The sequence below is a fragment of the Crocosphaera sp. XPORK-15E genome (genome assembly GCF_034931425.1).
GTDB lineage: Bacteria > Cyanobacteriota > Cyanobacteriia > Cyanobacteriales > Microcystaceae > UHCC-0190.
The window spans coordinates 57,217-79,452 of record NZ_JAYGHQ010000021.1 but is presented as its reverse complement, the minus strand read 5'-3'; the positions used below and the strand labels follow the sequence as shown (position 1 = coordinate 79,452).

Annotated in this window: 28 protein-coding genes and 1 pseudogene; 13 read left to right on the top strand and 16 right to left on the bottom strand. The window is 38.9% G+C overall.

Features of this window, described 5'->3' with window-relative positions; all coding sequences use genetic code 11:
• Positions 1-62: 62 nt before the first annotated feature.
• The 3 genes from VB691_RS21490 to VB691_RS21480 all read left to right on the top strand — a co-directional run bounded on the left by VB691_RS21490 (position 63) and on the right by VB691_RS21480 (position 2,966).
• A complete protein-coding gene (locus VB691_RS21490; protein ID WP_323293578.1) occupies positions 63-1,421 on the top strand; it encodes an OB-fold nucleic acid binding domain-containing protein in 1,359 nt (452 codons plus the stop codon).
• Positions 1,422-1,436: 15 nt separating this feature from the next.
• Positions 1,437-2,549 carry an AI-2E family transporter gene (locus tag VB691_RS21485; RefSeq protein WP_323293577.1) on the top strand — a complete coding sequence of 371 codons (1,113 nt, stop codon included), beginning with the start codon at positions 1,437-1,439 and terminating at the stop codon, positions 2,547-2,549.
• A gap of 282 nt (positions 2,550-2,831) precedes the next feature.
• The gene (locus tag VB691_RS21480) at positions 2,832-2,966 is read left to right on the top strand and encodes a hypothetical protein (RefSeq protein ID WP_323293576.1); all 135 of its coding nucleotides are present in this window, start codon (positions 2,832-2,834) and stop codon (positions 2,964-2,966) included.
• On the opposite strand, the gene VB691_RS21475 is transcribed toward VB691_RS21480, so the two are convergent.
• From VB691_RS21475 to VB691_RS21450, 6 genes are all read right to left on the bottom strand, one after another.
• On the bottom strand, positions 2,963-3,178 hold the full coding sequence (locus VB691_RS21475; protein WP_323293575.1) for a hypothetical protein: 216 nt from the start codon (positions 3,176-3,178) through the stop codon (positions 2,963-2,965). The genes VB691_RS21480 and VB691_RS21475 overlap by 4 nt on opposite strands.
• Positions 3,179-3,315: 137 nt before the next feature.
• Complete coding sequence (locus tag VB691_RS21470; RefSeq protein ID WP_323293574.1) at positions 3,316-3,771, bottom strand: NUDIX hydrolase; 456 nt, start codon at positions 3,769-3,771, stop codon at positions 3,316-3,318.
• Positions 3,772-3,892: 121 nt separating this feature from the next.
• On the bottom strand, positions 3,893-5,278 hold the full coding sequence (gene argH, locus VB691_RS21465) for an argininosuccinate lyase (protein WP_323293573.1): 1,386 nt from the start codon (positions 5,276-5,278) through the stop codon (positions 3,893-3,895).
• Between the two features lie 43 nt (positions 5,279-5,321).
• Entirely contained in the window at positions 5,322-5,564 is a 243-nt protein-coding gene (locus VB691_RS21460; RefSeq protein ID WP_323293572.1) for a hypothetical protein, read from the bottom strand.
• A gap of 23 nt (positions 5,565-5,587) precedes the next feature.
• The gene (locus tag VB691_RS21455) at positions 5,588-7,024 is read right to left on the bottom strand and encodes a PP2C family protein-serine/threonine phosphatase (RefSeq protein WP_323293571.1); all 1,437 of its coding nucleotides are present in this window, start codon (positions 7,022-7,024) and stop codon (positions 5,588-5,590) included.
• Between the two features lie 311 nt (positions 7,025-7,335).
• On the bottom strand, positions 7,336-8,889 hold the full coding sequence (locus tag VB691_RS21450) for a hypothetical protein (RefSeq protein ID WP_323293570.1): 1,554 nt from the start codon (positions 8,887-8,889) through the stop codon (positions 7,336-7,338).
• A gap of 308 nt (positions 8,890-9,197) precedes the next feature.
• Here VB691_RS21450 and VB691_RS21445 point away from each other — a divergent pair, with 308 nt between their 5' ends.
• Positions 9,198-9,392, top strand: coding sequence for an AAA family ATPase (locus VB691_RS21445; RefSeq protein WP_323293569.1), 195 nt, complete (start codon positions 9,198-9,200; stop codon positions 9,390-9,392).
• Positions 9,393-9,526: 134 nt separating this feature from the next.
• Here the strand turns inward: VB691_RS21445 and VB691_RS21440 are convergent, their stop codons facing one another.
• The 3 genes from VB691_RS21440 to VB691_RS21430 form a co-directional block, all read right to left on the bottom strand.
• Positions 9,527-10,462 carry a glycosyltransferase family 2 protein gene (locus VB691_RS21440; RefSeq protein WP_323293568.1) on the bottom strand — a complete coding sequence of 312 codons (936 nt, stop codon included), beginning with the start codon at positions 10,460-10,462 and terminating at the stop codon, positions 9,527-9,529.
• Between the two features lie 42 nt (positions 10,463-10,504).
• A complete protein-coding gene (locus VB691_RS21435) occupies positions 10,505-11,302 on the bottom strand; it encodes a transglutaminase-like domain-containing protein (protein WP_323293567.1) in 798 nt (265 codons plus the stop codon).
• A 188-nt stretch (positions 11,303-11,490) separates the two neighbouring features.
• A complete protein-coding gene (locus VB691_RS21430; RefSeq protein WP_323293566.1) occupies positions 11,491-13,020 on the bottom strand; it encodes an FAD-binding oxidoreductase in 1,530 nt (509 codons plus the stop codon).
• 137 nt (positions 13,021-13,157) lie between these two features.
• Between VB691_RS21430 and VB691_RS21425 the strand changes: the two genes are divergently transcribed.
• Positions 13,158-13,394 (top strand): hypothetical protein, encoded by a 237-nt coding sequence (locus tag VB691_RS21425; protein ID WP_323293565.1) that lies wholly within the window; start codon positions 13,158-13,160, stop codon positions 13,392-13,394.
• Positions 13,395-13,461: 67 nt separating this feature from the next.
• Positions 13,462-13,593, top strand: a pseudogene (locus VB691_RS21420) (helix-turn-helix domain-containing protein); the annotation flags it as partial.
• On the opposite strand, the gene VB691_RS21415 reads toward VB691_RS21420, so the two are convergent.
• Together VB691_RS21415 and VB691_RS21410 are read right to left on the bottom strand one after the other, a co-directional pair.
• A complete protein-coding gene (locus VB691_RS21415; protein ID WP_323293564.1) occupies positions 13,590-14,231 on the bottom strand; it encodes a DUF4079 domain-containing protein in 642 nt (213 codons plus the stop codon). The pseudogene VB691_RS21420 and the gene VB691_RS21415 overlap by 4 nt on opposite strands.
• Positions 14,232-14,595: 364 nt before the next feature.
• Positions 14,596-14,928 carry a hypothetical protein gene (locus VB691_RS21410; protein ID WP_323293563.1) on the bottom strand — a complete coding sequence of 111 codons (333 nt, stop codon included), beginning with the start codon at positions 14,926-14,928 and terminating at the stop codon, positions 14,596-14,598.
• On the opposite strand from VB691_RS21410, the gene VB691_RS21405 reads away from it, so the two are divergent.
• Positions 14,919-15,065, top strand: a complete 147-nt coding sequence (locus VB691_RS21405; RefSeq protein ID WP_323293562.1) for a hypothetical protein — start codon at positions 14,919-14,921, stop codon at positions 15,063-15,065. The two genes, VB691_RS21410 and VB691_RS21405, sit on opposite strands and share 10 nt — an antisense overlap.
• A 41-nt stretch (positions 15,066-15,106) precedes the next feature.
• Here the strand turns inward: VB691_RS21405 and rpe are convergent, their stop codons facing one another.
• Together rpe and VB691_RS21395 are read right to left on the bottom strand one after the other, a co-directional pair.
• Positions 15,107-15,808 carry a ribulose-phosphate 3-epimerase gene (rpe, locus tag VB691_RS21400; protein WP_323293561.1) on the bottom strand — a complete coding sequence of 234 codons (702 nt, stop codon included), beginning with the start codon at positions 15,806-15,808 and terminating at the stop codon, positions 15,107-15,109.
• Between the two features lie 124 nt (positions 15,809-15,932).
• Positions 15,933-16,187: a hypothetical protein gene (locus VB691_RS21395; RefSeq protein ID WP_323293560.1), complete on the bottom strand. Its 255-nt coding sequence runs from the start codon at positions 16,185-16,187 to the stop codon at positions 15,933-15,935.
• A 79-nt stretch (positions 16,188-16,266) separates the two neighbouring features.
• On the opposite strand from VB691_RS21395, the gene VB691_RS21390 reads away from it, so the two are divergent.
• Positions 16,267-16,707 (top strand): DNA-binding protein, encoded by a 441-nt coding sequence (locus tag VB691_RS21390; RefSeq protein ID WP_323293559.1) that lies wholly within the window; start codon positions 16,267-16,269, stop codon positions 16,705-16,707.
• Between the two features lie 199 nt (positions 16,708-16,906).
• Here VB691_RS21390 and VB691_RS21385 read toward each other — a convergent pair whose 3' ends face one another.
• Positions 16,907-17,740, bottom strand: coding sequence for an arginyl-tRNA synthetase (locus VB691_RS21385; protein WP_323293558.1), 834 nt, complete (start codon positions 17,738-17,740; stop codon positions 16,907-16,909).
• Between the two features lie 107 nt (positions 17,741-17,847).
• On the opposite strand from VB691_RS21385, the gene VB691_RS21380 reads away from it, so the two are divergent.
• On the top strand, positions 17,848-18,519 hold the full coding sequence (locus VB691_RS21380) for a Crp/Fnr family transcriptional regulator (RefSeq protein WP_323293557.1): 672 nt from the start codon (positions 17,848-17,850) through the stop codon (positions 18,517-18,519).
• A 184-nt stretch (positions 18,520-18,703) separates the two neighbouring features.
• Positions 18,704-18,985 (top strand): hypothetical protein, encoded by a 282-nt coding sequence (locus VB691_RS21375; RefSeq protein ID WP_323293556.1) that lies wholly within the window; start codon positions 18,704-18,706, stop codon positions 18,983-18,985.
• A gap of 32 nt (positions 18,986-19,017) precedes the next feature.
• Here the strand turns inward: VB691_RS21375 and VB691_RS21370 are convergent, their stop codons facing one another.
• On the bottom strand, positions 19,018-19,575 hold the full coding sequence (locus VB691_RS21370; RefSeq protein ID WP_323293555.1) for a Dps family protein: 558 nt from the start codon (positions 19,573-19,575) through the stop codon (positions 19,018-19,020).
• Between the two features lie 246 nt (positions 19,576-19,821).
• On the opposite strand from VB691_RS21370, the gene VB691_RS21365 reads away from it, so the two are divergent.
• Positions 19,822-20,073, top strand: a complete 252-nt coding sequence (locus tag VB691_RS21365) for an Asr1405/Asl0597 family protein (protein ID WP_323293554.1) — start codon at positions 19,822-19,824, stop codon at positions 20,071-20,073.
• A gap of 33 nt (positions 20,074-20,106) precedes the next feature.
• Entirely contained in the window at positions 20,107-20,664 is a 558-nt protein-coding gene (locus tag VB691_RS21360) for a (2Fe-2S) ferredoxin domain-containing protein (RefSeq protein WP_323293553.1), read from the top strand.
• Here the strand turns inward: VB691_RS21360 and ispF are convergent.
• A complete protein-coding gene (gene ispF, locus VB691_RS21355) occupies positions 20,654-21,133 on the bottom strand; it encodes a 2-C-methyl-D-erythritol 2,4-cyclodiphosphate synthase (protein ID WP_323293552.1) in 480 nt (159 codons plus the stop codon). The genes VB691_RS21360 and ispF overlap by 11 nt on opposite strands.
• Before the next feature lie 64 nt (positions 21,134-21,197).
• On the opposite strand from ispF, the gene VB691_RS21350 reads away from it, so the two are divergent.
• The gene (locus VB691_RS21350; protein WP_323293551.1) at positions 21,198-22,139 is read left to right on the top strand and encodes a phosphate ABC transporter substrate-binding protein; all 942 of its coding nucleotides are present in this window, start codon (positions 21,198-21,200) and stop codon (positions 22,137-22,139) included.
• The last annotated feature ends 97 nt before the right edge of the window (positions 22,140-22,236 follow it).

The following is a 22,236-nucleotide window of genomic DNA, read 5'->3' as shown; positions in this document are numbered from 1 at the left end:
AACATCAAAGCTTTCTGATGGAAATTAAGTTATTTGTTACAGAAAAAATCAATTGAACTATCATGGTTAAAATTATTCGTCGTCAGTCTTTAGGGATACAAACGGTTTACGATATTGGGGTAGAAAATGACCATAATTTTCTCTTAGCAAATGGTGCAGTTGCCTCCAATTGTTTCAACAAATCCCATTCTACTGCCTATGCTTATGTTACCTATCAAACTGCTTATTTAAAAGCCAATTATCCTGTCGAATATATGACCGCTTTATTGACGGCCAGTAGTGACAATCAAGATAAAGTCGAAAAATATCTAGAAAACTGTCAAAAAATGAACATTGATGTTCAACCTCCAGACATCAATCGTTCTCAGAAAGATTTTACACCCATCGGCAGAAAAATTCTCTTTGGTTTATCGGCAGTTAGAAACTTAGGAGAAGGGGCAATTGAAAATATTATAAAAGCGAGGGAAGAAGCGGAAGAAAAGTTTGAATCTTTGCCTGATTTTTGCTCTCGTGTTGACTTAAGAGTAGTGAATAAAAGGGCCTTAGAAACGTTAATTTATTGTGGGGCATTTGATAAATTAAATGCCAATCGCAAGCAATTAATTGGTGATGTAGAGTTGGTTATTTCTTGGGCGCAAAAACGAGCAAAAGAAAAAGAAAGCGGTCAAATGAACTTATTAGATTTATTAGGGACTGATTCATCAAATAGTCAAGAAAATAATCATGAATTTGCTCAAGCTCCTAGTTCTCCAGGCGTTATTGATTATTCCTTACAAGAAAAATTAAAGCTAGAAAAAGAACATCTAGGCTTTTATATTTCTGAACATCCTTTAAAAGCGATTAGCAAAGCGGCTCAAATTTTATCTCCGATCAATTTAAGTGAATTAGAAAATCATAATTCTCGAAAAAAAGTAAGTGCTATTGTCATGATTAATGCTGTCAAACAACATATCACTAAAAAAGGTGAGCAGATGGCTTTTTTGACTTTAGAAGATGTGTCAGGACAAGTTGAAGGTGTTGTTTTTTCCGAGGCTTATCAACAAATTAAGGATTTATTAATTGAAGATGCTCACTTAATTATTTGGGGAAAAGTTGATCGTAGAGAGGAGAAAATACAGTTAATTGTTGAAGATGCTGAAGTAGTTGAAAGCCTGAAAATAGTGATTGTTAATTTAACCTTTGAACAGGCAATAGATAATCCTCCTAATCACAGTCTAAACAGTTTAAAAGCTATTCTCCAGGAATATTCTGGCGATAAAAACAAAGCAAAAACTCCGGTTATTGCTACCATAGGAAAGGGCAAAAATAAACAATTAATTCGCTTCAACCAAAATTATTGGGTACAAAATGAAGCCACGGTAATTAAAGCCCTAAACAATGCTAGTTTCTATGCTCATTCAGCCCGTTTACTTCCTAATTAATCAACTAACTAACTTATGAATTCTTGGTTTTCTCGTCCTCAAAAAATTTTGATTACTTGGTTACTTATTTTAGTCACAGGTTGGCTCACTGTAAAAACAATAAGTTATGTTGGTGGATTAATTAGTCTGATCCTCACAGCTTCTTTGGTTGCTTTTTTATTAAATTATGCAGTCCTTGCCCTTAAACCGATTATTCCTCGCTCATTAGCGGCAATTTTAGTCTATTTAGGAGCTATTTTTATCCTGGGATTGTTAGCCATAACCTTACTTCCTCCTGTGGTAAATCAAGCGAAACAATTAATTATTAAATTGCCCAGTTTATTAGAAGAAGGACAACAACAATTAGTCGCTTTTCAAACTTGGAGTGATACGCGAAATTTACCTGTTGATATTGAATTTTGGACTTCACAATTGTTAACTCGTATTGAAGATCAGGCCAAAAATATTGCTTCGACTGGATTTGGGTTAGTTGTTGGTACCTTTAATTGGTTTATTGACTTAGTTGTTTTGTTGGTTATTTCCTTTTATATGTTATTAGATGGTGATCGGTTATGGCGCGGTTTAACTAGCTTCTTTTCCCCCAGTATTCGCAGTGTTTTGACCAAAACTTTAGAAAAGAATTTACAACGCTTTTTCACTGGTCAATTATTGTTAGGATTATTTATGGCAATAACCCTTACCATTGTCTTTAGTATCTTGAAAATTCCATTTTTTCTCCTCTTTGCTATCTTCATTGGGGCCATGGAAATTATTCCTTTTATTGGGGCGACTTTAGGCATCGGAACTGTTGCGATTATTTTAGCGTTTATTGATTGGTGGTTGGCCTTACAAGTCTTAGCTATTGCGATAGGAATTCAACAAATTAAAGATAATTTAGTGGCCCCTAGAATCATGGGAAATTTAACGGGACTTCCCCCTGTGGTGATTTTTATTGCCTTACTATTAGGGGCCAAAATTGGCGGACTCTTAGGGGTTATTTTAGCCATTCCCTTAACGGGTGTGATTAAAGGTTTAGCCGAAATTATCGGTGATCCCACCTTACCCCCACAAACAGGTAGTTTGTTTCATAATCCTTTTTCTCAAATCGTTGATCAAGAAGTGAATCAAATATCAGAACATCAAGATTGATAAACCAAGTTTATATAAATTCAAGAAAATCAACAATTTTCAATTAAATTGTGCCTGATTAACCTTGAAGCTTAGAGGATTTTTCGGATGCGGATTCCTTAACTTGTCTTTCATACTGGAGAAGCTGCAAATTAATTATTTAAGGCGATCGCTTTACTTCCCCGATGGGGAATACTATCAAAAGAGAAACTTGATCGTAGTTGTCAGTTGAGTTGCTGTGAGGAGAGTAGGCAGTATGGAATAGCTTAAGCAAACTCTACAATTAAGGAATTGGTTAAAATCATGATGGATCTAAACAAAGAAAAGCGAGTTACCTTTAATGGTGTTGCTTGGGTACTAATTATGATAGGTTTATGTCAAATTAATCCCCTAATGGCTCTAGGTTTTCTCTGCTCTTTTTGGGTAATTTTCTATTAAAAGAGTTGATGCTCAATTGTGTTTATTTTCCAGGCTCCTCTATTTCTAATCGGGGAAATCCAATAGGTTGAGCCGCATTTTGGACAAGCTAAAATGGCGGCTAATTCTGCTTGACTGTTGAGGGTAAGTCCATGATTTCCACAGTCTGGACAGGTATCTAAGGCTAAAGTTGCCCACAAATTCAAATCAACAGTAACACCCATAATCTTCATTGTCTTATTTTGAAAAGTTGTTGATGATCTCTTTAAGAATAACTAGAGATCATGGGTGATGTCAGTCCTATTCTCAAGGGAAATTAAAGTTCTTAGTCATCTCCTCAACATAGAAATAGGTGGAAACAAGCGGATTTTTAAGCCAAAATTGTTAAGCCTTGAAAATAATCACTTAACTGGCGATCGTGATCATGACTAAGATTACCCAAAGGTAATTGTTCAGGGGAAAAGGCTTCAACTTCTAGCACTTCTAACTTATCTATCGCTGCCATGATTCCCGTCACTTCTGCTTCTACTAAAACAGAAATTGAATGAATTCTCGGATCACGATCAGGAGAAGAATAAACCCCAACCAACCGACAAATTTTCACCAATTCTAACCCCGTTTCTTCGGTTAACTCTCGTTGGATAGTCGTCAGCAGATCTTCGCCCCAATCCACAATTCCCCCTGGTAGTCCCCATTGTCCCGTATCTTGCCGTCGAATCAAAACAATACGCCCATCCGGTAAGATAGGAATGATAGTTGCCCCTGTAATGGGATGTCGAAAAATAATCCCCATCACAGTCTTAATATATCGCCACAATTGACCCATTTTGACTAATATTTGACTAATAAAATAATTGAAAGGCCAGCGCGGTTAATTATAGCAAGAGTAGGAGGAAAGGGGGAAATTGGGACTAGGGGCCAATGCTCTTTGGCCCCTACTCTATAAATTATCCCTCAAGTTGAGTTTTTGCTCTTTCAATCGCTTGACGAATTTGCTCAAACCCTGTTCCACCGTAGCTATTACGGGCTGCCACCACCTGTTTAGGGGTGATCGCCTCATAAATATCGGCCTCAAATTTAGGATGTAATTCCTGCCATTCTTCAAGGGTTAAATCTTTGAGTAATTTACCCGCCGCTAAGCTACTTTTAACCACCTTTCCTACTAAATTATAAGCCTCCCGGAAAGGAACTCCTCTTGCTGCTAAATAATCAGCCACATCTGTCGCATTAGAGAAGTCTTCCGCCACAGCTTGGGCCAATCTTTCATTACGAAACTTAATCCCTTCCCCTAACAAAATGGTCATGGCTTCTAAGCAAGCTTTAACAGTTTTTACCCCATCAAAGATAGCTTCCTTGTCTTCTTGTAGGTCTTTATTATAGGCTAGGGGTAATCCCTTCATTAAGACTAACATCCCCTGTAAATGCCCAAAAACACGCCCTGCTTTGCCCCTTACTAACTCAGGGACATCAGGATTTTTCTTTTGGGGCATAATACTTGATCCGGTGGCACAACTATCAGTTAAACTGATAAACCCGAATTCTTGGGAAGACCAAAGAATCATCTCCTCACTCAAGCGACTGAGATGCACCATAATTAAACTGGCCGCATTGAGGAATTCAATGGCAAAATCCCGATCGCTTACCCCATCCAAACTATTGCCATAAACGTCCTGAAACCCCAATAATTCCGCGCTGTAATGGCGATCAATGGGAAAAGTGGTTCCGGCCAAGGCCCCACACCCCAAAGGCGATATATTGGTACGCTGATAAATTTCCCCTAATCGTTCCCAGTCTCTTTGTGCCATCTGAAAATAGGCTAAAAGATGATGAGCGAGGCTAATAGGTTGGGCCCGTTGTAGATGAGTATAACCAGGGATCAGAGTTTCTACATTTTCTTGAGCATGATTCAGCAAAACTTGCTGAAATTCCCGAATGTAGCCACGAATTTGAGTGATTTGATCCCGTAAATAGAGGCGGATATCCGTTCCTACCTGATCATTACGCGATCGCGCTGTATGGAGTTTTTTCCCCACATCCCCAACAATTTCCGTTAACCGTCGCTCAACGGCAAAATGAACATCTTCTTGGTCAATACCTGGGTTAAAGTTACCTGCGCGGTATTCTTGACGAATTTGTTCTAACCCATTGACCAATTGTTGGGCTTCTTGCTCAGAGATAATACCTGTTTTACCCAACATTTTGCCATGAGCTATCGAACCCGTCAAATCGTATTCAATCAGTTCGATATCAAAGCTAATGCTTGCGTTAAATTCAACAATAGCGGGGTGCAAGCTGCCTTCAAAGCGATCGCTCCAAGTCTTTTTTTCTATCACGGTTAACCTTTTTAGCAATTAATAATCTGGTTTACTCAAGTTATTAGGCAGTAAATGACCGAAACATATAACCCATCACAAATCCAATGCCTAAAGCCCAAACTTGCCCTGATTCAATGAAGTTTCTCCAAGACTTCTGAAATTTGCCGAGGATATCTGGATCTTCAATTCTTTGGGCGAACAAGTGACCTAACTCAATCCAGGGGTGACTAAGTAAGGACACATTATCTGGCCAGAAAGCGAGATGAGGCATGGCGAGATGGATACTCGGATCAAATAAGAGCATGAGAACTTTCCTGAAGTAATCGCTTAGGGCGATGATTTTATCTGCATAACCACTAAGGTCATGTCATCACTGTTATTATTGCCTGAACCAATAAATGCCTCGATTTCCTTAAATAAATATTCAAGAATGTCTTGAGGATGATCATATTTTTGACATCCTTCTTCAAAGACTCGTATCAGATTTTCCTCATCAAAGCGTTGACCTTTTTGACTAACCGCATCCGTAAAGCCATCGGTATAGTAGAGGATGATATCTCCTGGGGTTAATTGAATGCGGCCATCTTCATACTCAGAATCGGGATCTAAGCCGATTAACATCCCTTCTGTATCCAGTTTGGCGATGGTTTGGCTACTTCCTCGCCAGAGGAAAGGGGGGTTATGGGCAGCATTACTATAGGAGAGAATCCGCGTTTGGGGATTGTATTCTGAATAAAAGAGGGTGACAAAGCGGTGAGAATTGTCTAAATCAGCATACATCACCCGATTGAGATGTTGCAGAATCTGGGCGGGAGAGTGACGGTTTAAGACTTCGGCCCGGAGCATTCCCCTCGTCATGGTCATAATTAAGCCCGCAGGAACCCCTTTTCCCATGACATCGCCGATCACAATACTCCAAGGCACACAGGTTGTGGGATCGCCTTTTTTAATTTCTTGATCTTGACGTAGTTGATCGTAATTGGTGGCAATAAAATCATAGTAGTCACCCCCGACTCGGTTGGCGGTTTGACAACGGGCGGCTAATTCTACCCCTTGAATGATCGGGCATTGACGGGGTAACAAACGCAATTGAATTTCTGAGGCAATTTCCAGTTCTCGATCTTGTCTTTCTTTAGAACGAAGTTCTACGGTTAATTCGTTATTGGCGATCGCAACGGCGGTTTGATCTGCCACTAACTGAAGCAGTTTGCGTCTGGTTTGTGTCCAGATATATTCTGGATCGGTACTAAAGACGTAAATTCTTCCCCGTTCAATATTTTTCACCAGGATCGGCGTACTGTAAAGCCGAATTTTCGTCCCCAATGCTTGACGAATTTGTTCATCTAAGGAGAGAGGTAAAGCGGGGTTAACAAGCTGATGATTCGTTTGACCAATAATTTGGGTAATGGCCTGTCTAATAGCTTGGGCGGTTTCATGATCTTGGCAATGTAATTGTTCTAAGGAAACTTGACCTTGAGCTTTATATAACATCAAGGCACTGCCATCAGCATCTGTCACCCTGGCTGCCATGAGGGGAGTCAGTTCTAAAAATTGATTAAGGTTGTTAAAGCTTCGTAGGGCAAATCCCAGAGAACTTAACAAGTTTTGAATTTTATTTTGCTCTCGATATAAGCTGGCAACCAGTTCTTTTAGGGCAAAAACCGGGGTTGACTCGGCTTTCGAGCCACGAGTCGGCTTGTCTGTTTTGGGAGTAGGCTGGCGGCCCATAGGCACAGCAGTCATGATATCAGGCGGTGAGGACATGGGTTGATAACCGACGGTAGTTTCTCTATCCTAGACCCTGAGCTTTTGGAGAAGATCGATCACCTAGCTAAAATTCGCAGTATCGCTCTTTGGTTGATACTGGGGTTGATTATTCCCATTTTTCCAGTTAGCAAAATCCCTTACTCAAATCAGGGCTGGTTAATAATAGCGTTAATTTGTCATGAGGCCAAGAGATGTCAGGAAAAATTTTAGCTTTATGTTGGGCAAGCTCCATCAAAAAATCGGGATACAATAATTTGCTCCCGATTTTTGGCGTTTCGCTTTCCCGTATTTAAGGTGTTCAGAAAACTCTAGGAAGATGTGTGAGTTTTCGCTGATTCCAGCAGTTCTTCCATAAGGAATGGATCATCTAAATGTCCATTTTGAGCGACATTATCATCAAATAAATCATCCCAGTCTGAACTTTCTCCTGGTTTTGCTGACTCATTTGCCTTCAAATTTACGGGTTCATCTGCTTGTAAGAAGTTGAGAAATTCCTCATCCGTTTGATCGCTGCCCTCACCCAAAAGCTCAGCAAAGGGATCGTTAGGATCGATGGAGTTCTTTTCATCGTCTAATCCAAACATATCAGCAAAGGGATCTTTTTCGTTGGCCTCTGAAGAAACTTCTAAACTGCTTGTTGTTTCTTCTTCGGTTGGCATCATCTCCAAAAAGTCTAAGTCGGGATTGTTTTCTTCCTCTTGAAATAAACCATTGAGGGCTTGATGGTTATCCTCAATGGTATTGTCTAACTCCAGTGTTTCTATTTGTTCATCTTGAAGTGCTGATAATAATTCAAGATCGGGATTTAATTCTGATTCGTTGACTATTGTTTTTTCCTCGAAACTTAATTCTTCTAAGAAGTTATCAGTCCCGGTTTCTGTTTCCGTCATACTAATTTCTTCTAAGAAGTTATCAGTCTCGGTTTCTGTTTCCGTCATACTAATTTCTTCTAAGAAGTTATCAGTCTCTGATCTATTTTCAACTTCTGCTAACTCCTCGGTTTCATTTGAGAACAAAAGTTCTGATTTTTCAAGGTCTAAACTGGTTTCTTCAGCAGTAGCTAATTCCTCTAATTCCTCTAAGGCAACAACCCCTGCCACTCCCATCATCCCTTCTTCTACCCCCATGGTTTCTGCGGGATATTCATTAGCGATCGCGGCTTGTTTTTCTAAGGCTTGAATCTCTTCTTCATGAGCTTGTTGTAGTTCGATAATTTGAGTTTGATAAGTAGATTCAATTTCTCTCAGTTGAGTTTGATGAGCTTGAGCAATCTCTTGTAGCTGGGTTTCATGGGCTTGGGCTAAATCCGCGATCGCCTGTTGATGAGCTTGCTCTAATTCCTGAATTTGTGTTTGATACACTTGTTCTATTTCTTGAATCCGAGCTTGGGTGTCTTCTAAATTTTGAGAATTCCCTTGAGCTTGCCGTAATTCTCGAATTTGGCCTTGATAAGCTTGCTCAATTTCTTGGATACGGGTTTGATAGGATTGTTCTGTTTCTTGAATGCGAGTTTGATAAATTTGCTCTGTTTGTTTGACTTTGGCTTCTAGTTGTTCGATTTCTTGGATACTAGACTCTAATTGTCCGATTATAGCTTGTGCCTGGGCGAGTTCTTCGGCTTTGCCTTGATACATCCGCTCCATTTCCTGGAGTTTACTCCGATGTAGTTGTTCAATCTCTTGCAGTTGTGAGGGAGCTTGTTGTCCTTCTTGCAATTGCGTCTCTGCTTCGGCTAAGGCTTTTTCCGTTCGCTCTAACTTACTTTCTGTGCTGCTTAGCTTCCGTTGAGCAGCAGAGGCACTTAAAAAATAAGTGGCGATCGCACCAACAATTAAACCGATGATTCCAATAGCAATATCCATAAAGATTTTCTCCAAAGTTTGGGTTCGGTCATTTTCAATATGCCCAGAATCGCTGCCTTTATTAACAGGCGATCGCCACTTGGGTCATTTTCTTTCAACAAATCCTGACATTACTTTCAGCAATATATCCATGATCCCTAAATTGGCCCACAGTTTAACGAATTTGTTAGAAATCTTTTCACTATTGTTAAGAAATGTTAGTAAAATTACGGAGGCTTGATACAATCAACCTATTCTCAGGTGACTAATTCCAGTTTAGTCCCTCGGTTAAGATTTTTCCCGTCTCTTGGTTGTTCTCTGATTGTACTATGAAAGTTAAAAGTTTAAAGATGAAATCTTTTCGGGGGTTTAAGGATGTAACGATTAAGTTTAATCCTGATTCTCCTACTGTCTTTATTGGGGTTAATGGTGCAGGTAAATCTACTATTTTAGATTGTTTAGCGATTCTGCTTTCTCGTTATACTAGCTTGGTTTTATCCTCTCCCGCGAAAAGCAGCAATTGAAGATATTTTAGACAATCTTGATATTGCAAATCAAGGAGAAATTCAATTGTTAATTGAGGGGTTTAATCAACTTGATTTAGAAGGGAAATATTCAGAGTTTTGTTTTGTTGTCGTCTATATTCTGCAACAATATCTTACCCCTTAACAAATTCATCATAAGCAGCATAAACCCCTTTTACGTTATACCAATTTAGAAAAATTCTGGCAATTTCTAGGGCTAATTGGGGCTTGCCTTGATCGATTAACCATTGTAAAATAGGAGCAAGGGTACGCTCGTTTAATGTGCCACCCAATGATAGAATGCCCCACAAAATACGATGTAACCACGTCATCTGAATCATTAAACGCACTTCAAAGGTAGGATGTTTTTGATAAAATAACACCCCCATGCGTCCTCGTTGAATTTCTTTATCAATTAAGTTGGGAATTTGTGCTAAAGTGAAGGGAGGATGCCAATGATAACCCACAGCTTCGGGACATTTAATTAACTTTAGTCCGAGTTGTTTTAATCTGACACCTAATTCTAAATCTTCCCAGCCATACAGTTGAAAACCTGTATCAAATAATCCTACTTTTTCTAACCATTTACGGGCGATCGCTACATTTCCTGTCGCAAAATAAGCAGCAGAAAAATCCGTAATTTTGTAGGGTTCCGAAGTAGGATTTTCAAAATTACAAGTATTAATTACCCAACCATAAGTAAACAGGCGATCATCTCCTAAGTTTTGCTCTCCATTAACTAAAGCATCAGCATGGGATTGTAAAAACTTGTCAGTTACAACAAGATCGCTGTCTATGAAGATTATTGTATCACCTTTGGCCTTTTCTACGCCTAAATTTCTAGCGGCTGCGGGGCCAAGATGATTTTGAGCAAAGGGACAAACATGGGGAAACTCATCCTGATGTTTATCCAACCATTCTAAAGTCCCATCAGTGGAACCATCATCCACCAAAACCACTTCATAATTACTAATTTTAGCATCAGTTAACTGCTGTTTTTCTAAGGCGCGAAGACATTTTTCTAAAATTGGTTTACGGTTGTAAGTGGGAATGACAATACTTATAAACACAGCTTTTTTTATGGTTCTAATTTAGGGCAAGTGTTAATCAGTTTAGCGCATTTTTTGTAAAAGTTGACGGATAGTTTCTCGATCCTGTGCAGTGGGTAAAATGGATAAATATAATTGTAGGTCAGCGGTTGCTTTTTCCCATTGCCGGAGTTGATAATATAATAAACCGCGATCGCGTATTTCTATCGGATGGTTAGGAAATAGCAGCAGCAACAATTCAATCATTCTCAGCATTTTCGGATATTCCTGACGATTTAAGTATATATATTTTAAATTTGTCAGCATTCTTCCTAATATTTGTTGGTTACTAACAGGGGTCAAAAAATGAGGTTCTAGTGTAAGAGATTTTTGATAGATAGTTTGGAGTCTTAACTCACAGTCTTCTTTAAATAAAATCTCCCCTTCATTAAAAACATCGACAAAAAATCCTGCATCTTCAAATTCAGGACGAATAATAAAATGTCCTGGCATTCCAATACCTACCATGGGAAAATTTAGGCGTTTAGCAATTTCTAGATAAACCACCGATAAAGTAATAGGAATTCCGGTGCGTCTTTCTATGACTTCATTTAGATAACTGTTACGGGGGTCATAATAATCTTTGTTATTGCCTTGAAATCCTAAATCTTCAAATAAATATTGATTAATTGTTTTAATCACTTGTAGTGGATATCGGGTTTCTGGTAAACGTTTTTTTATTTCCTCTGTGATGGTATCTAAAGCCTGAATATATTCGTCAATATCTAACTGTAGATATTCATACTTGGCATAAATTAAAGAAGCTTTGGCTAAGTTTATTTGATGATCGGGTTGGTTAGTTGCTTGTAAAAAAGATTGCATATTTACTCAAAAATTGTTAACCAGTATTTTGCTTTTATTGTTTTATAGCACTTCTCAGAACAGATATTCATTTTAAAACTGATGTTCTCCATCTACCAAACTACAATACATAACTTGTTTATGATCTAAAATTTTCATAAATCTTTTCCTTTAAACCCTCTAAACCCACGACTAATTATATCTCAAGATTAATGATAATCCTTTCCTGCGCCATATTGCCACCCATCTAACCACCGATGATAATAATATTGTTGAACAGGTGACAGTTTTTTGGTGATGGGTTCAGCTAATTTTCCTAACGGATATAACCCACTATATAAGGCCAAATTTAGATAATGTACACTCCAGTTTAATAAGGGTGTAATTCCCACTTGGGGAAGAATAGGAAAGACTAATTTAGGGTTCACTAAAGGTAAGGTTTTCATTAAAGCAGGAAACTGGATAACATCTTGTAAAAAGGGTTTTAATACATCATCTCCCAGTTTATCCATGACTTGAAATACCCCACTCATTAAATCATTAATTTGATTGGGAGAAACCTTTTGATTAATGCCAACACTCATGGTTTTTTGAAATAACCAATTTACAGAAATATTAGGTTGATAGGGTTGCAATAAAGATAAAGATTGTTTGTCTAAACTGTTAATTTTCAAGGCTTCATCTATGCCAAAAGTTAACCGTTTTAAGTGACGAATCATGGCCCCAAATCCACCAAAACTAACAGGTGATTGTCCACCAGCACTATCACCAATAGGCAAAATTCTATCCCAAGGCATTTTTAAAGGACTATCCTGATAAGCAGGAAAAAAGCCAAATAAAAATCGCTCAAATTGTAACTTATCTAATTCAATATTTTGGTATTCTGGTAACAGTCTTAAATATTCTTCCATCAAGAATTGTAAGCTAAAACGATCAGGATGAGCATCGACATAAGTAAACAAATAAGTTGTCCTTCCGTCCCTAGCAGGAAAGGCTTCCCAAAAATATTGACATTGATTTAAAATAGGAGTAAATGAAGCAATTAAATCCCCAGTTTCATTATTTTTATATCCCTTAGCACAGCTACCAACCACTAAACAAACCCCATCAGGTTTCTGTCCTTTTCTTGCTTGTTGAACAATGGGAGAAAAGTGTCCCATCCCATCAATAAGTAGTCTAGTTTTTACGCTGATTTCTCCTGCTTGAACCCTCACACCATCAGGATGAATACTGGCTGAATTAAAGGGGGTTTTTTCTAACAAATTTCCCCCGGCGTTTAAAAACTTCTGTTTGAGGGTTTCTAATAAAAAAACTGGATCAATGCCAATATTTAGCACATCCTTAACCCAAAGTTCATATCCTTGATGAAAACTAATTCTAGCAGGATTATATTCTGTTGCGATCGCCTGTTCTAATTCTGCTGTTGATAACAAATTGAGTTCTAAAAGTACCCCTAATTCTTGACGAGAAATATTCCATTCCTGATCTCTGCCCCTTAAGATACCTTTTTCCATTAAAGTAACTCGCCATCCCTGGTTTTGTAAAGTAGCAGCGATTAAAATACCGAGGGTTCCTCCCGCGATCATGATATCAGTATCAAACTCCTTTAAAGCTTCAGAATTTTGAGTAATTACGTTCGGTATATCTAGAGAATTATGCCGTAAACTTTGCCAACGACTATCGACAAATTGTAAACCTTTCTGGGTATTTTCCGGTAAATAGGAGAGATGAGAATTCATTTAAGTAAATTTTATATTTTCTTTAGACATCTTTAGCTAACATAAAGTTTTCTCGTTCAAGTCACTTAAGGGTTTACCTTTGCGTCTTAAACTGGGAAGACTCAACTTAGTATTGTAGATGATCCGCGTGAATTGCCATGTCTTTAACCTTAGCTTCTCGTACTTGTTCCAGTGTGACCATTAATCATATTTCTATCCCGATTAAACCCCTTTCTGTTGAGGATAAATTTCTTCCCAGTCCGGAAACTCGATATGCTTGGTATCTGGCACATTATGGCACTTCTAACCCCTTGGAACTTGATTCAGACCTGATTATTACCTCTATCGAACAACTCGCTCTCTGGTGGGTCATGATGAAATCAGAGGTCAATTAGACTTAAGTGTATTGCCAAGGAGTGATATATTAGACAATATTCTCCACTTTTTAACCCCTTTCTCATCATGTCCGATCAGCTTAAAGATGATTACTACACCTTTGATGACGAATGGCTAGAAATTTGTCGCCGTTCATATAACTACGCCTTGCGAGAACTAAAAGATTGGATTGCTTCTCGTAAGTGTCCAGTAGATCAGTGACCAATTTCTAATAAATCCCGCGTTCCTGTGATGCCTTGTCCTATAAATAATAACAAAGCAAAGCAATTTAAAATGATGTGAATATTTCGCCAACGATTTGAGCGATCTTGATAAATATCTTCGATAATTGCTAAGGAAAAAATCATTAATAAAGCAGCAACAATTCCGTAATAGTAATGGGAGACGTACCATTCATTAGTGCGACGATAGACTCCTTCTTGACAGCCTAAAATTACCACTCCCATCCCTGTTAATGTGGCAAAAATACCGCGCCAATGTTTTTGGCGAGAACGATGTAAAATGACTAAAGAAATAATTGTTACAACAAACATTAAAATCACAAAAATAAACTGTAAAAAGTTACTTGACCAAAGCTGTTGCTTAATGATGTTTTTACCGATAGGATGAGCTAAACCTAATAGGGTTACACTAACGACTGAACTTGATAACCAACGACCAATTTGTACATGTTCTCTGCCAACAATAGGGGGGATTTTACTCTTATTTCCGTCAAGGGTTTGTAAACGTCTTTGCCGAGTTTGCCAAGCATAATAAGAGACAATTCCTATTAATGGAAAGACAAAAATTATCGTCAATGCAGGATGAATAATGAGCCAAAATATAACAGGGTTCATCTGTAAAATCCTCAAAAAATATAGCAATAGACAGAATTGACTTTATGGTAGCAGTTCTTAATTAGATCGGGGATAAACTTGTCAGAACTTATGATAAAATCCTGACAAAGAAATCTGATCATCTCAGAAGCTTTCTTCTTAGAAATTTATCCTGATATCTAAAGACTATAATCAACAAATCTTAAATTTTGATGAGAAAATACCCTGAGTTTAGTTAATAAAATTAATTCACCTGGTTATCTTGTAGTAGTTAAGAATATTCTTAGTCTAATAAAAAAAGCTAGATATTAAGGATCAAGTTAAAGAACTCTAAATATCTAACTTTTTGATTTTTTGGATATTAGAAATAGCTTTCGTAATGTTCTCAGACTAAAACTTCCATTGGACTTCCGGTGGTTGGTGGGGGATAAATGCGGATTTTAGCCTGTTTTCCCAATTGATGTAAATAGTCACCCAGGGTTTCTAAAGACTTCAACATTTGCCAAGTTAAGTTGTTTTTAGGACAAATTAAAACCAGGGTTAAGCCATCACCACCTGTGATTAAATTCCAACCACATTTTGACAATAATTGTTGAATTTGTTGATCACAAGCATTATAAAAAAGACGACTAACAACTTCATTGAATTCCCAGTAAAGCTCTAAGTCATTAGACATCCAGCGCGGTAAATCATCGGGGGGCAGAAAAGATGGGTTCATGGCTGCAATTATCAAGGATTTATTATTTATCTCTATTTTTGTATAAAATGTTACAGAAGTCAAGAGGAATTTATATTAAGAAGCATTACAAAAATTCAACTAAAAAAGGCGATCGCAGCGATCGCCTAAAAGCGTAGGATGGGCATTGCCCACCTTACATTAATAAAATTGTGAAAGTTTATACGGTAGCTAACTCAGGTTGAGGACGTTTGCTGTTGCGAACCCCTTCAATGGCCTCAGCGTAGCTTGGTGCTTTAAATACAGCCGAGCCAGCGACAATCGCATTAGCACCTGCTTCTAAGACTTGCCAGGTGTTACCAGGTTTTAAACCGCCATCCACTTCAATCCAAGGATCGAGTCCTTTTTCGTCACACATTAGACGAAGTTTACGGATTTTGTCCACCATTTCAGGAATAAAGCTTTGACCCCCAAAACCAGGGTTAACACTCATAATCAAGACTAGATCGCACAATTCTAGGACATACTCAATCAAATCTAAAGGTGTAGAAGGATTGAGAACGACACCAGCCTTTTTTCCTAATTCCCGAATTTGGCCGAGGGTACGATGTAAGTGGGGAGAGGCATTGTGTTCTGCATGAACAGAGATGATATCCGCGCCCGCTTTCGCAAAATCAGCAACATATTTTTCCGGTTCGACAATCATTAAATGAACATCTAAAGGCTTTTTCGTATAAGGACGAATGGCATCCACAATTAAGGGCCCAATGGTGATATTGGGGACAAAACGACCATCCATGACATCTACATGAATCCAGTCAGCACCAGCGCGGTCTACGGCTTGAATTTCTTCTCCTAGGCGGCTAAAGTCAGCCGAGAGGATAGAAGGTGCGACAACAATAGATTTAGTGGATTGACTCATAATAAGGTGTGTTCTCCCAGGCTTGTTTATGTTAACAATATTAACAAAATCTTTAGATATTCTCTATTAAACATTTACAATAGCCTATCTTGGCCAATCAGGCTAGGGCAATTGTCTAAATTGCTTAATTCTCAGGGGAGTTAGGGGAAGATTTTTGAGAGAGCTTATTTATTAACCAACTTATAATTGCGCCTAAAAACAGAATACCAATGGCTGGATTAAAGAGGGGTTGCCATAGTTTATACCATAAATCAAACCCCAAGGGAACTCCGATAGAGCGTCCAATTACCGCCGCCGCAAACCAAAAAAATCCCAATAAGACTAAAAACACATCAGCTACTAATAAGCGATTTAACCAAGTCAGAACAGTTTCTTTCATTGCTTTTTCGTTTCTCCATAATTAACCCAGTAAAAATCATATCAGTTATAATCGCAGTTAACTAAAGCGCAATAGTATTATGAGCAACCTTTACATTGGCACCACTCAAGCAGCATTTCGTCTTCAACTTTCGCCTCAGCGCGTGCGAAAACTCGCTATAGAAGGTCGCATTGAAGGGGCAGTTAAAGAGGGTCGTGGCTGGAAAATTCCTGTATTTAATGGAATGCCCAAAATAAGCTGTAAAGAGAAAGGACCAAAAGGTCGCTGGCGCAAAAGAAGACAAGAGGTTATGACATTTATTCACGTCAATCAGACAGAAATTAGGGACAATCGCAAAAACAAAACGAAACATCCTGTTATTTCAGTGAAGCGAGGCAGCAGATCAGTCCTCTGTAATGAAGTAAAAATTCCTGGTTTTGGTAGGATTATCTATGATCCTGAGCATCCCAAAAACTGTGGCGCAACAGTTTGGTTGGAGGTTGAGCCTCATATTGAGTTACAAGTGAATCGCTTTGCGTGACATACTTTCGGCGCGGCACTTTTAGGGCTTTAAAAAGTTTAGTCGAGATTTTACCCCAAGATCAGAAAGAGAGCCAACGACTTTCCATGTTTCGTCTCGGCTCTCTTGCTGGTTCGCTCCTCACACTACATACGAATATACAGGAAACTTTGTATTTTGTCACTATGCTTAATGTTTTTTTTTGATTCGTTGCTTAACGTTACAATTGGGGGCGAGGGGGCTGCTCAATCTGACACAACCATAACCCTTTTAATACATACTGGGTGAGGGCAACTAATCCTAATCTTACTTGGGATAATTCCGTATTGACTTGGGCAGTTTCACCGAAAATGCGACAGTAACGGTCAAATTTTAAAAAAGACTCACTTAAATGATTAGCTAACTTGATTTCATCTACAGAAGACTCGTTTACTAAGCGATCCATCGTAGTGACAAGTTGAAAAATTAGCGATCGCTCTACGGGATCAGATAATCGTAATTGTTCCTTTGCTACGTCATACCAAGGTATCATCTGAGGGTGTTTAAGTGACCGAAAATTTGGCTCAAATAACCCATTATTTAACTGAATAATTCTCTCTTGCTCCCCTAACCTTAGTAACGCACCACAACGGGTTTGAGCGTATTCTAGGGGGAACAAATTGTTATGATTTACTGACATTAGGGGAGAATTTTTCACCGGCCAGGGAAAGGTAGCTAAATTTTGTAACCAATGAGCTAAACTGCGATCGCTTAATTCAAAGTGTAACCAACCAGGAGCAACCAATTCTACAGTAAAGCTGAAGGAAGAAACTTGTCCTTCTATTACTTTCAAGATTTCTTCAGCTAGGGTTAAGGGAGAAACAGAAAACTGAGAGGCCAACTGAACTGCGATCGCACAACGATAAGTGATGGTATTGAGATGAGGGAGACGAAACAAAGAAACTGTGTCTCGACGAAGTTCAAAGCCAGGAACTTTTAACCTATCCCAAGGGGTCAATATAGTCTCTAGGGATTGTTGTAACTGCCTTTGCGGAGAAACATCGGTTATAATCATTTCTAATGCCTAAAAATTCTCCAAAAAACCTTTATTTGCCAGATTTAATCCCCACTGATTAAGATAAATCAAGATTTTCCGTCCTCATCTAGATTAATGCCCAAGAGATGTTTTCCTCTAAACCCCCTCCTATTTTTGAGACAGAGCAACCCTTTAGTACATGGCAAGAACTGTGTAATTGGGGGCGTTGTCATTGTCGTCAGCGTATTTTTGAGAAAGATCAACAAATTCGGGCCCGTCCTGGTTTATTGTATTTAGTGACACAAGGGGCAGTTCGTTTGATGGGATGTTCACCCCTTAAAACAGAGCAACTATCCTTAGAAAATGACATCAGTGAAGCAATTTTTCTGGGTATTCTTGGGATAGGACAACCCTTTGAAATTACGGAACATCCTCAGACTGTGATTCATGCTTATGCCCATTTAGAAAAAACCTCAGTCATTTGGTTATATTGGCATGAATTAGCCGCTTCCTTAACCTGGTATATCAAAGTCTTAGAAATGTTTCGCCAACAGCATCAACGCAAATTATTGTGGATGAGTATTCTGGCACAAAAACGAACCGTTGATCGACTAATTGGTTTTTTTACCCTATTAGCTTTAGAAGAAGGGGAAGGGACAGAAAAAGGCTATTATTTACCCTACCCTTTAACCCAGGCTCAAATTGCCAGTGCTATTGGCACCACTAGGGTAACGGTAACGCGTTTAATGGGAAAATTGCGACAAGAAGGATTGATTGCAATTGATGAAGATAATCGAATTTGTTGGAAAATTAAGTAATTTGTCCAGAGTTTTGCTCTAATTTTTATCCTCAGAGCGTGGGTATAAAAATGTGGCAATTATTCCTAAAGTGCCGATAATTCCCAAAGCGCCGAATGTGGTATCAAATAATGAGCAATTTTTGGGCTAATTATTTATAATAAAAGTAAACCAGTATAAAATTTACTTGATTAGGAAAAAAGCCATGAAGAAACTAGGTACAATTATCTTTGTCGTCGGCTTAATTTTTATTGGGATGGGGGATAGTTTTTTACCAAAACCCCTCAGTACCATTAGCAAACAAACTCGCACCAGTATTAATCAATCCTTACTGGGTTTGATGCCTAATCCCAAAATTAGGAAACCTAGTGAAAAACATGATGCTGAAGTGACAGAAATGGAAGAAAGGGTTAAAGGAAACCGCGATCAATTAGTAGACGAACCTGTTGACATCATAAAAAGAGCTAGTGATCATAACAATCACTAGCTAACTTAAGTTATATCCTAATGTCTAAAAATCTAGTTACCGTTGCCGACAAACGCAACAGTTAAGCTATCACTAACGAGGAAATGATCTAAATGATAGGCACGTTCTTCTGTTTCTAGAAGCATTTTTTCGTATAGGTAACGAGTTGCTCTATCCCCTAAACTTTCTGCTTGGGACGCTTGGCTACGCAACATTTTAATGATGTCTTGTTCTGCTTTCAAGTCGTTCTCAACCATGGTGCGACAATCATACATCCCATCGGGTTCAGTCTCAAAGCAGCACATTTCAGCTAATTTGCTGAAGCTGGCCACAGGAATACCACCTAACCCATTTAAACGTTCTGCGAGATCATGAACATGACCCCGAACTTCTTCGTAGCTTTCGCTGAAATACTCATGCAAGGAATAAAATTCTGAACCCTCAACCACAAAATGGTGTTTTTCATACTGTAGGAACAACGCTTGAAAGCTTGCGATGGCAATATTAAAACCTTCACAAACTGGGGTTGTTACGCTTTTGTCTAGTCCGACTGGATTGTCTCCTACTTGGTCAAAAGCACGAATTGGGGCTTTAACTTGAGTGGTTGCCATGTGTGCATTCCCTTCTTAACTACACTTCTATCTATAAAATACCTCATTCTAGCAATAGTTTATCAAGACTTTCCAAAACCCTCAATAAAAATTTATTTTTTCCCTTGGACAGCCTTCGTAAGCTTATTCTGGCTTCTGGCCTATCTTGCGCTGAAAATTTTTTTAGGATATAGTTGAGAATAATTAGCATCTGTTGGGTATACTAGGTAAGGAAACAATGACAATCTTATTTATTTGTCAGTCTCAATGAATTCAACCAACCTTCCCCTGGAATCAAGTCAAGTTGTAGAAGTCGATTGGAGCGATCGCTGGATTGTCTACCGTCGCCTTCAGGAATTACACATCCCTTCCTATTGTGCAACCCATCAGCCTTTACAAGTCCAGCTATCGAGTCCCACAGAAGTCATTCAGCTATGGAGTGTCATCAAACAATACTCGGCCTCTCGTCGGGAGTTGATTCAATGGTTGAATACTTGTTGGCAAGCTAAAGAGACTTAAATTCTCAATTAACCTATTTGTAGATAAAAAATTATGTCAAATCTTACCGCCGTTTCCCAATTTCGCTTAGTCGGTCAATTAGAAAGTTTTGTCATCAAAGAAGGTGACAAACTTAAATATATCCGAATCAAGGTTAATGAACGAGAATATTGGCTAAAAATCCCTAAAAAACTCCGGTCTGAGATCGATCTCAACCTGTCCCCTGGAACCTGGTTAGAAGTGACAGGAACCAGAGAAACCAAGAAAAAAATGGGGTTTTTTGAGCTAAAAGTCAGTACCGTTAATTTGTTGCCAAATCCTGACATTTCCTATGCAGTAATTGTATCAGAAACCCCCAATCAAGCATCAGGAAAAATTTTAGTTTGTCAAAAATCCAGTTGTTGGAAACGAGGGGGAGAAAAGTTATGTCAACAGTTAGAAAAACAGTTAGGAGATCAAGGGTTAAGCGATCGCGTAGAGATTCAATTAACGGGATGTTTAAAACAGTGTAAACAGGGGCCTAACCTGGTTATGCTACCCGATAAAACCCGTTATTCCCAGGTAAAACCTTACCAAGTGACTGAATTATTAGAAAAGCATTTTACAACTTAGATAATAAAACGACAGCATAAACAGCAATTCCTTCTTCCCGTCCCACTGGGCCTAACTTCTCGTTAGTTGTCGCTTTGATACTAACTTGATCAGGATTAATGCTTAAAGTTTGAGCCAATTTTTCCTGCATGGCCGGAAGGTGGGGCTTCATTTTGGGTTTTTCTGCCACAATCACCGAATCAATGTTACCAATTTGCCAACCCTGCGATCGCACCAATTGATTAACCTGTTGTAATAATAATAAACTATTAGCTCCGGCCCATTGGGGGTCAGAGGGTGGAAAATAATGACCAATATCCCCTAAACTAAGGGCCCCTAACATTGCGTCCATAATGGCATGGGTTAGCACATCAGCATCACTGTGGCCGATGAGTCCTAGGGGATGAGGAATGATGATTCCCCCTAAAATTAAGGGACGCTCTGGCCCCAAACAATGGATATCATAACCGTTACCAATACGAATGTTCATAAATATTTAATTGACCTTTTATTTTACAATGATGACCAAACTAGGTGGCCGAGGTATTTAGGAGATGACGCAAAAAAAAGAAACCCTAATCACGATTGTATCCTTGATGATTACCCTAGGGATTCTTGGGGGGGGTTATTGGTGGTTTACCCATCAAAATCAAGGCAATCTCAACAATGTGTTATCTTCTCCCACATCTGACAATCAACCCGCTACCTCTGATCGGCCTTTACCTAAACCCCCTTCTCCCCCTTCAGTAACGGCCTTTAGTCCCCCGACGAATGTACCCAAGGGAACGACGGTCAAAATTGATGGGTCTACCAGTATGGTATTAATCAATCAAGCCCTCAAAAATCGCTTTGAACAGCAATTTCCAGGTACTCAGGTGATGACGAATGCTCAAGGGTCAACGAAAGGGATTCAAGGGCTACTAGAGGCTAGAATTGATCTGGCAGCTATTTCCCGTCCCTTAACGGCCCAGGAACAACAACAGGGGTTAGTGGCCATTCCCATTGCTCAAGATGCGATCGCCGTTGTGGTGGGAGTAAATAATCCTTTCCGTAAAGGGTTAACCATGATGCAGGTTAAGGATATTTTTCAGGGTAAAATTACCAATTGGTCAGAATTAGGGCGATCGCCTGACACGATTGAGGTAATTAATCGGCCTTCGGTAAGTGGGACGCGACAAACCTTTGCAGAATTAGTCTTAAATGGGGAAAATTTTGGCAATACGCCCAATATAACCACCTTAGATCACGATGCTACCACACCGATTTTACAACGCTTAGGGATGAATGGCATTAGTTACGCCACCTACGCTCAAGTCACAGATCAGCAAACGGTGCGATCGTTATCCATTGATGGGTTAACCCCTGAAGCTTCAACTTATCCCTATCAACGAACCTTATTTTATACTTATAAAAACCCACCGTCTGAGGTTGTTAAAGTTTTTTTAGGTTATGCTACTTCTCCGACAGGACAACAAGTGATTCAAGATGCTCAATAATTAACGGGCTTAATAATTAACGGGCTTAATATTATTAAGCCCCTACGGACGAATGACTTGCTAAAACTGAGATCTTGCACCATGATTAAAAATTACA

What these genes read in the sequence shown, in the direction of transcription:
- VB691_RS21470 (WP_323293574.1), bottom strand. Translation starts at nt 3,771, where the DNA reads ATGGGTCAATTGTGGCGATATATTAAGACTGTGATGGGGATTATTTTT.
- VB691_RS21405 (WP_323293562.1), top strand. Translation starts at nt 14,919, where the DNA reads ATGGGTTCATGGCTGCAATTATCAAGGATTTATTATTTATCTCTATTT.
- VB691_RS21485 (WP_323293577.1), top strand. Translation starts at nt 1,437, where the DNA reads ATGAATTCTTGGTTTTCTCGTCCTCAAAAAATTTTGATTACTTGGTTA.
- VB691_RS21450 (WP_323293570.1), bottom strand. Translation starts at nt 8,889, where the DNA reads ATGGATATTGCTATTGGAATCATCGGTTTAATTGTTGGTGCGATCGCC.
- VB691_RS21360 (WP_323293553.1), top strand. Translation starts at nt 20,107, where the DNA reads ATGTCAAATCTTACCGCCGTTTCCCAATTTCGCTTAGTCGGTCAATTA.
- VB691_RS21455 (WP_323293571.1), bottom strand. Translation starts at nt 7,024, where the DNA reads ATGTCCTCACCGCCTGATATCATGACTGCTGTGCCTATGGGCCGCCAG.
- VB691_RS21390 (WP_323293559.1), top strand. Translation starts at nt 16,267, where the DNA reads ATGAGCAACCTTTACATTGGCACCACTCAAGCAGCATTTCGTCTTCAA.
- VB691_RS21490 (WP_323293578.1), top strand. Translation starts at nt 63, where the DNA reads ATGGTTAAAATTATTCGTCGTCAGTCTTTAGGGATACAAACGGTTTAC.
- VB691_RS21410 (WP_323293563.1), bottom strand. Translation starts at nt 14,928, where the DNA reads ATGAACCCATCTTTTCTGCCCCCCGATGATTTACCGCGCTGGATGTCT.
- VB691_RS21385 (WP_323293558.1), bottom strand. Translation starts at nt 17,740, where the DNA reads ATGATTATAACCGATGTTTCTCCGCAAAGGCAGTTACAACAATCCCTA.
- VB691_RS21365 (WP_323293554.1), top strand. Translation starts at nt 19,822, where the DNA reads ATGAATTCAACCAACCTTCCCCTGGAATCAAGTCAAGTTGTAGAAGTC.
- VB691_RS21375 (WP_323293556.1), top strand. Translation starts at nt 18,704, where the DNA reads ATGAAGAAACTAGGTACAATTATCTTTGTCGTCGGCTTAATTTTTATT.
- VB691_RS21350 (WP_323293551.1), top strand. Translation starts at nt 21,198, where the DNA reads ATGACGCAAAAAAAAGAAACCCTAATCACGATTGTATCCTTGATGATT.
- VB691_RS21435 (WP_323293567.1), bottom strand. Translation starts at nt 11,302, where the DNA reads ATGCAATCTTTTTTACAAGCAACTAACCAACCCGATCATCAAATAAAC.
- VB691_RS21460 (WP_323293572.1), bottom strand. Translation starts at nt 5,564, where the DNA reads ATGCTCTTATTTGATCCGAGTATCCATCTCGCCATGCCTCATCTCGCT.
- VB691_RS21395 (WP_323293560.1), bottom strand. Translation starts at nt 16,187, where the DNA reads ATGAAAGAAACTGTTCTGACTTGGTTAAATCGCTTATTAGTAGCTGAT.
- VB691_RS21475 (WP_323293575.1), bottom strand. Translation starts at nt 3,178, where the DNA reads ATGAAGATTATGGGTGTTACTGTTGATTTGAATTTGTGGGCAACTTTA.
- VB691_RS21370 (WP_323293555.1), bottom strand. Translation starts at nt 19,575, where the DNA reads ATGGCAACCACTCAAGTTAAAGCCCCAATTCGTGCTTTTGACCAAGTA.
- ispF (WP_323293552.1), bottom strand. Translation starts at nt 21,133, where the DNA reads ATGAACATTCGTATTGGTAACGGTTATGATATCCATTGTTTGGGGCCA.
- VB691_RS21380 (WP_323293557.1), top strand. Translation starts at nt 17,848, where the DNA reads ATGTTTTCCTCTAAACCCCCTCCTATTTTTGAGACAGAGCAACCCTTT.
- VB691_RS21430 (WP_323293566.1), bottom strand. Translation starts at nt 13,020, where the DNA reads ATGAATTCTCATCTCTCCTATTTACCGGAAAATACCCAGAAAGGTTTA.
- VB691_RS21425 (WP_323293565.1), top strand. Translation starts at nt 13,158, where the DNA reads ATGTCTTTAACCTTAGCTTCTCGTACTTGTTCCAGTGTGACCATTAAT.
- rpe (WP_323293561.1), bottom strand. Translation starts at nt 15,808, where the DNA reads ATGAGTCAATCCACTAAATCTATTGTTGTCGCACCTTCTATCCTCTCG.
- VB691_RS21445 (WP_323293569.1), top strand. Translation starts at nt 9,198, where the DNA reads ATGAAAGTTAAAAGTTTAAAGATGAAATCTTTTCGGGGGTTTAAGGAT.
- VB691_RS21480 (WP_323293576.1), top strand. Translation starts at nt 2,832, where the DNA reads ATGATGGATCTAAACAAAGAAAAGCGAGTTACCTTTAATGGTGTTGCT.
- VB691_RS21415 (WP_323293564.1), bottom strand. Translation starts at nt 14,231, where the DNA reads ATGAACCCTGTTATATTTTGGCTCATTATTCATCCTGCATTGACGATA.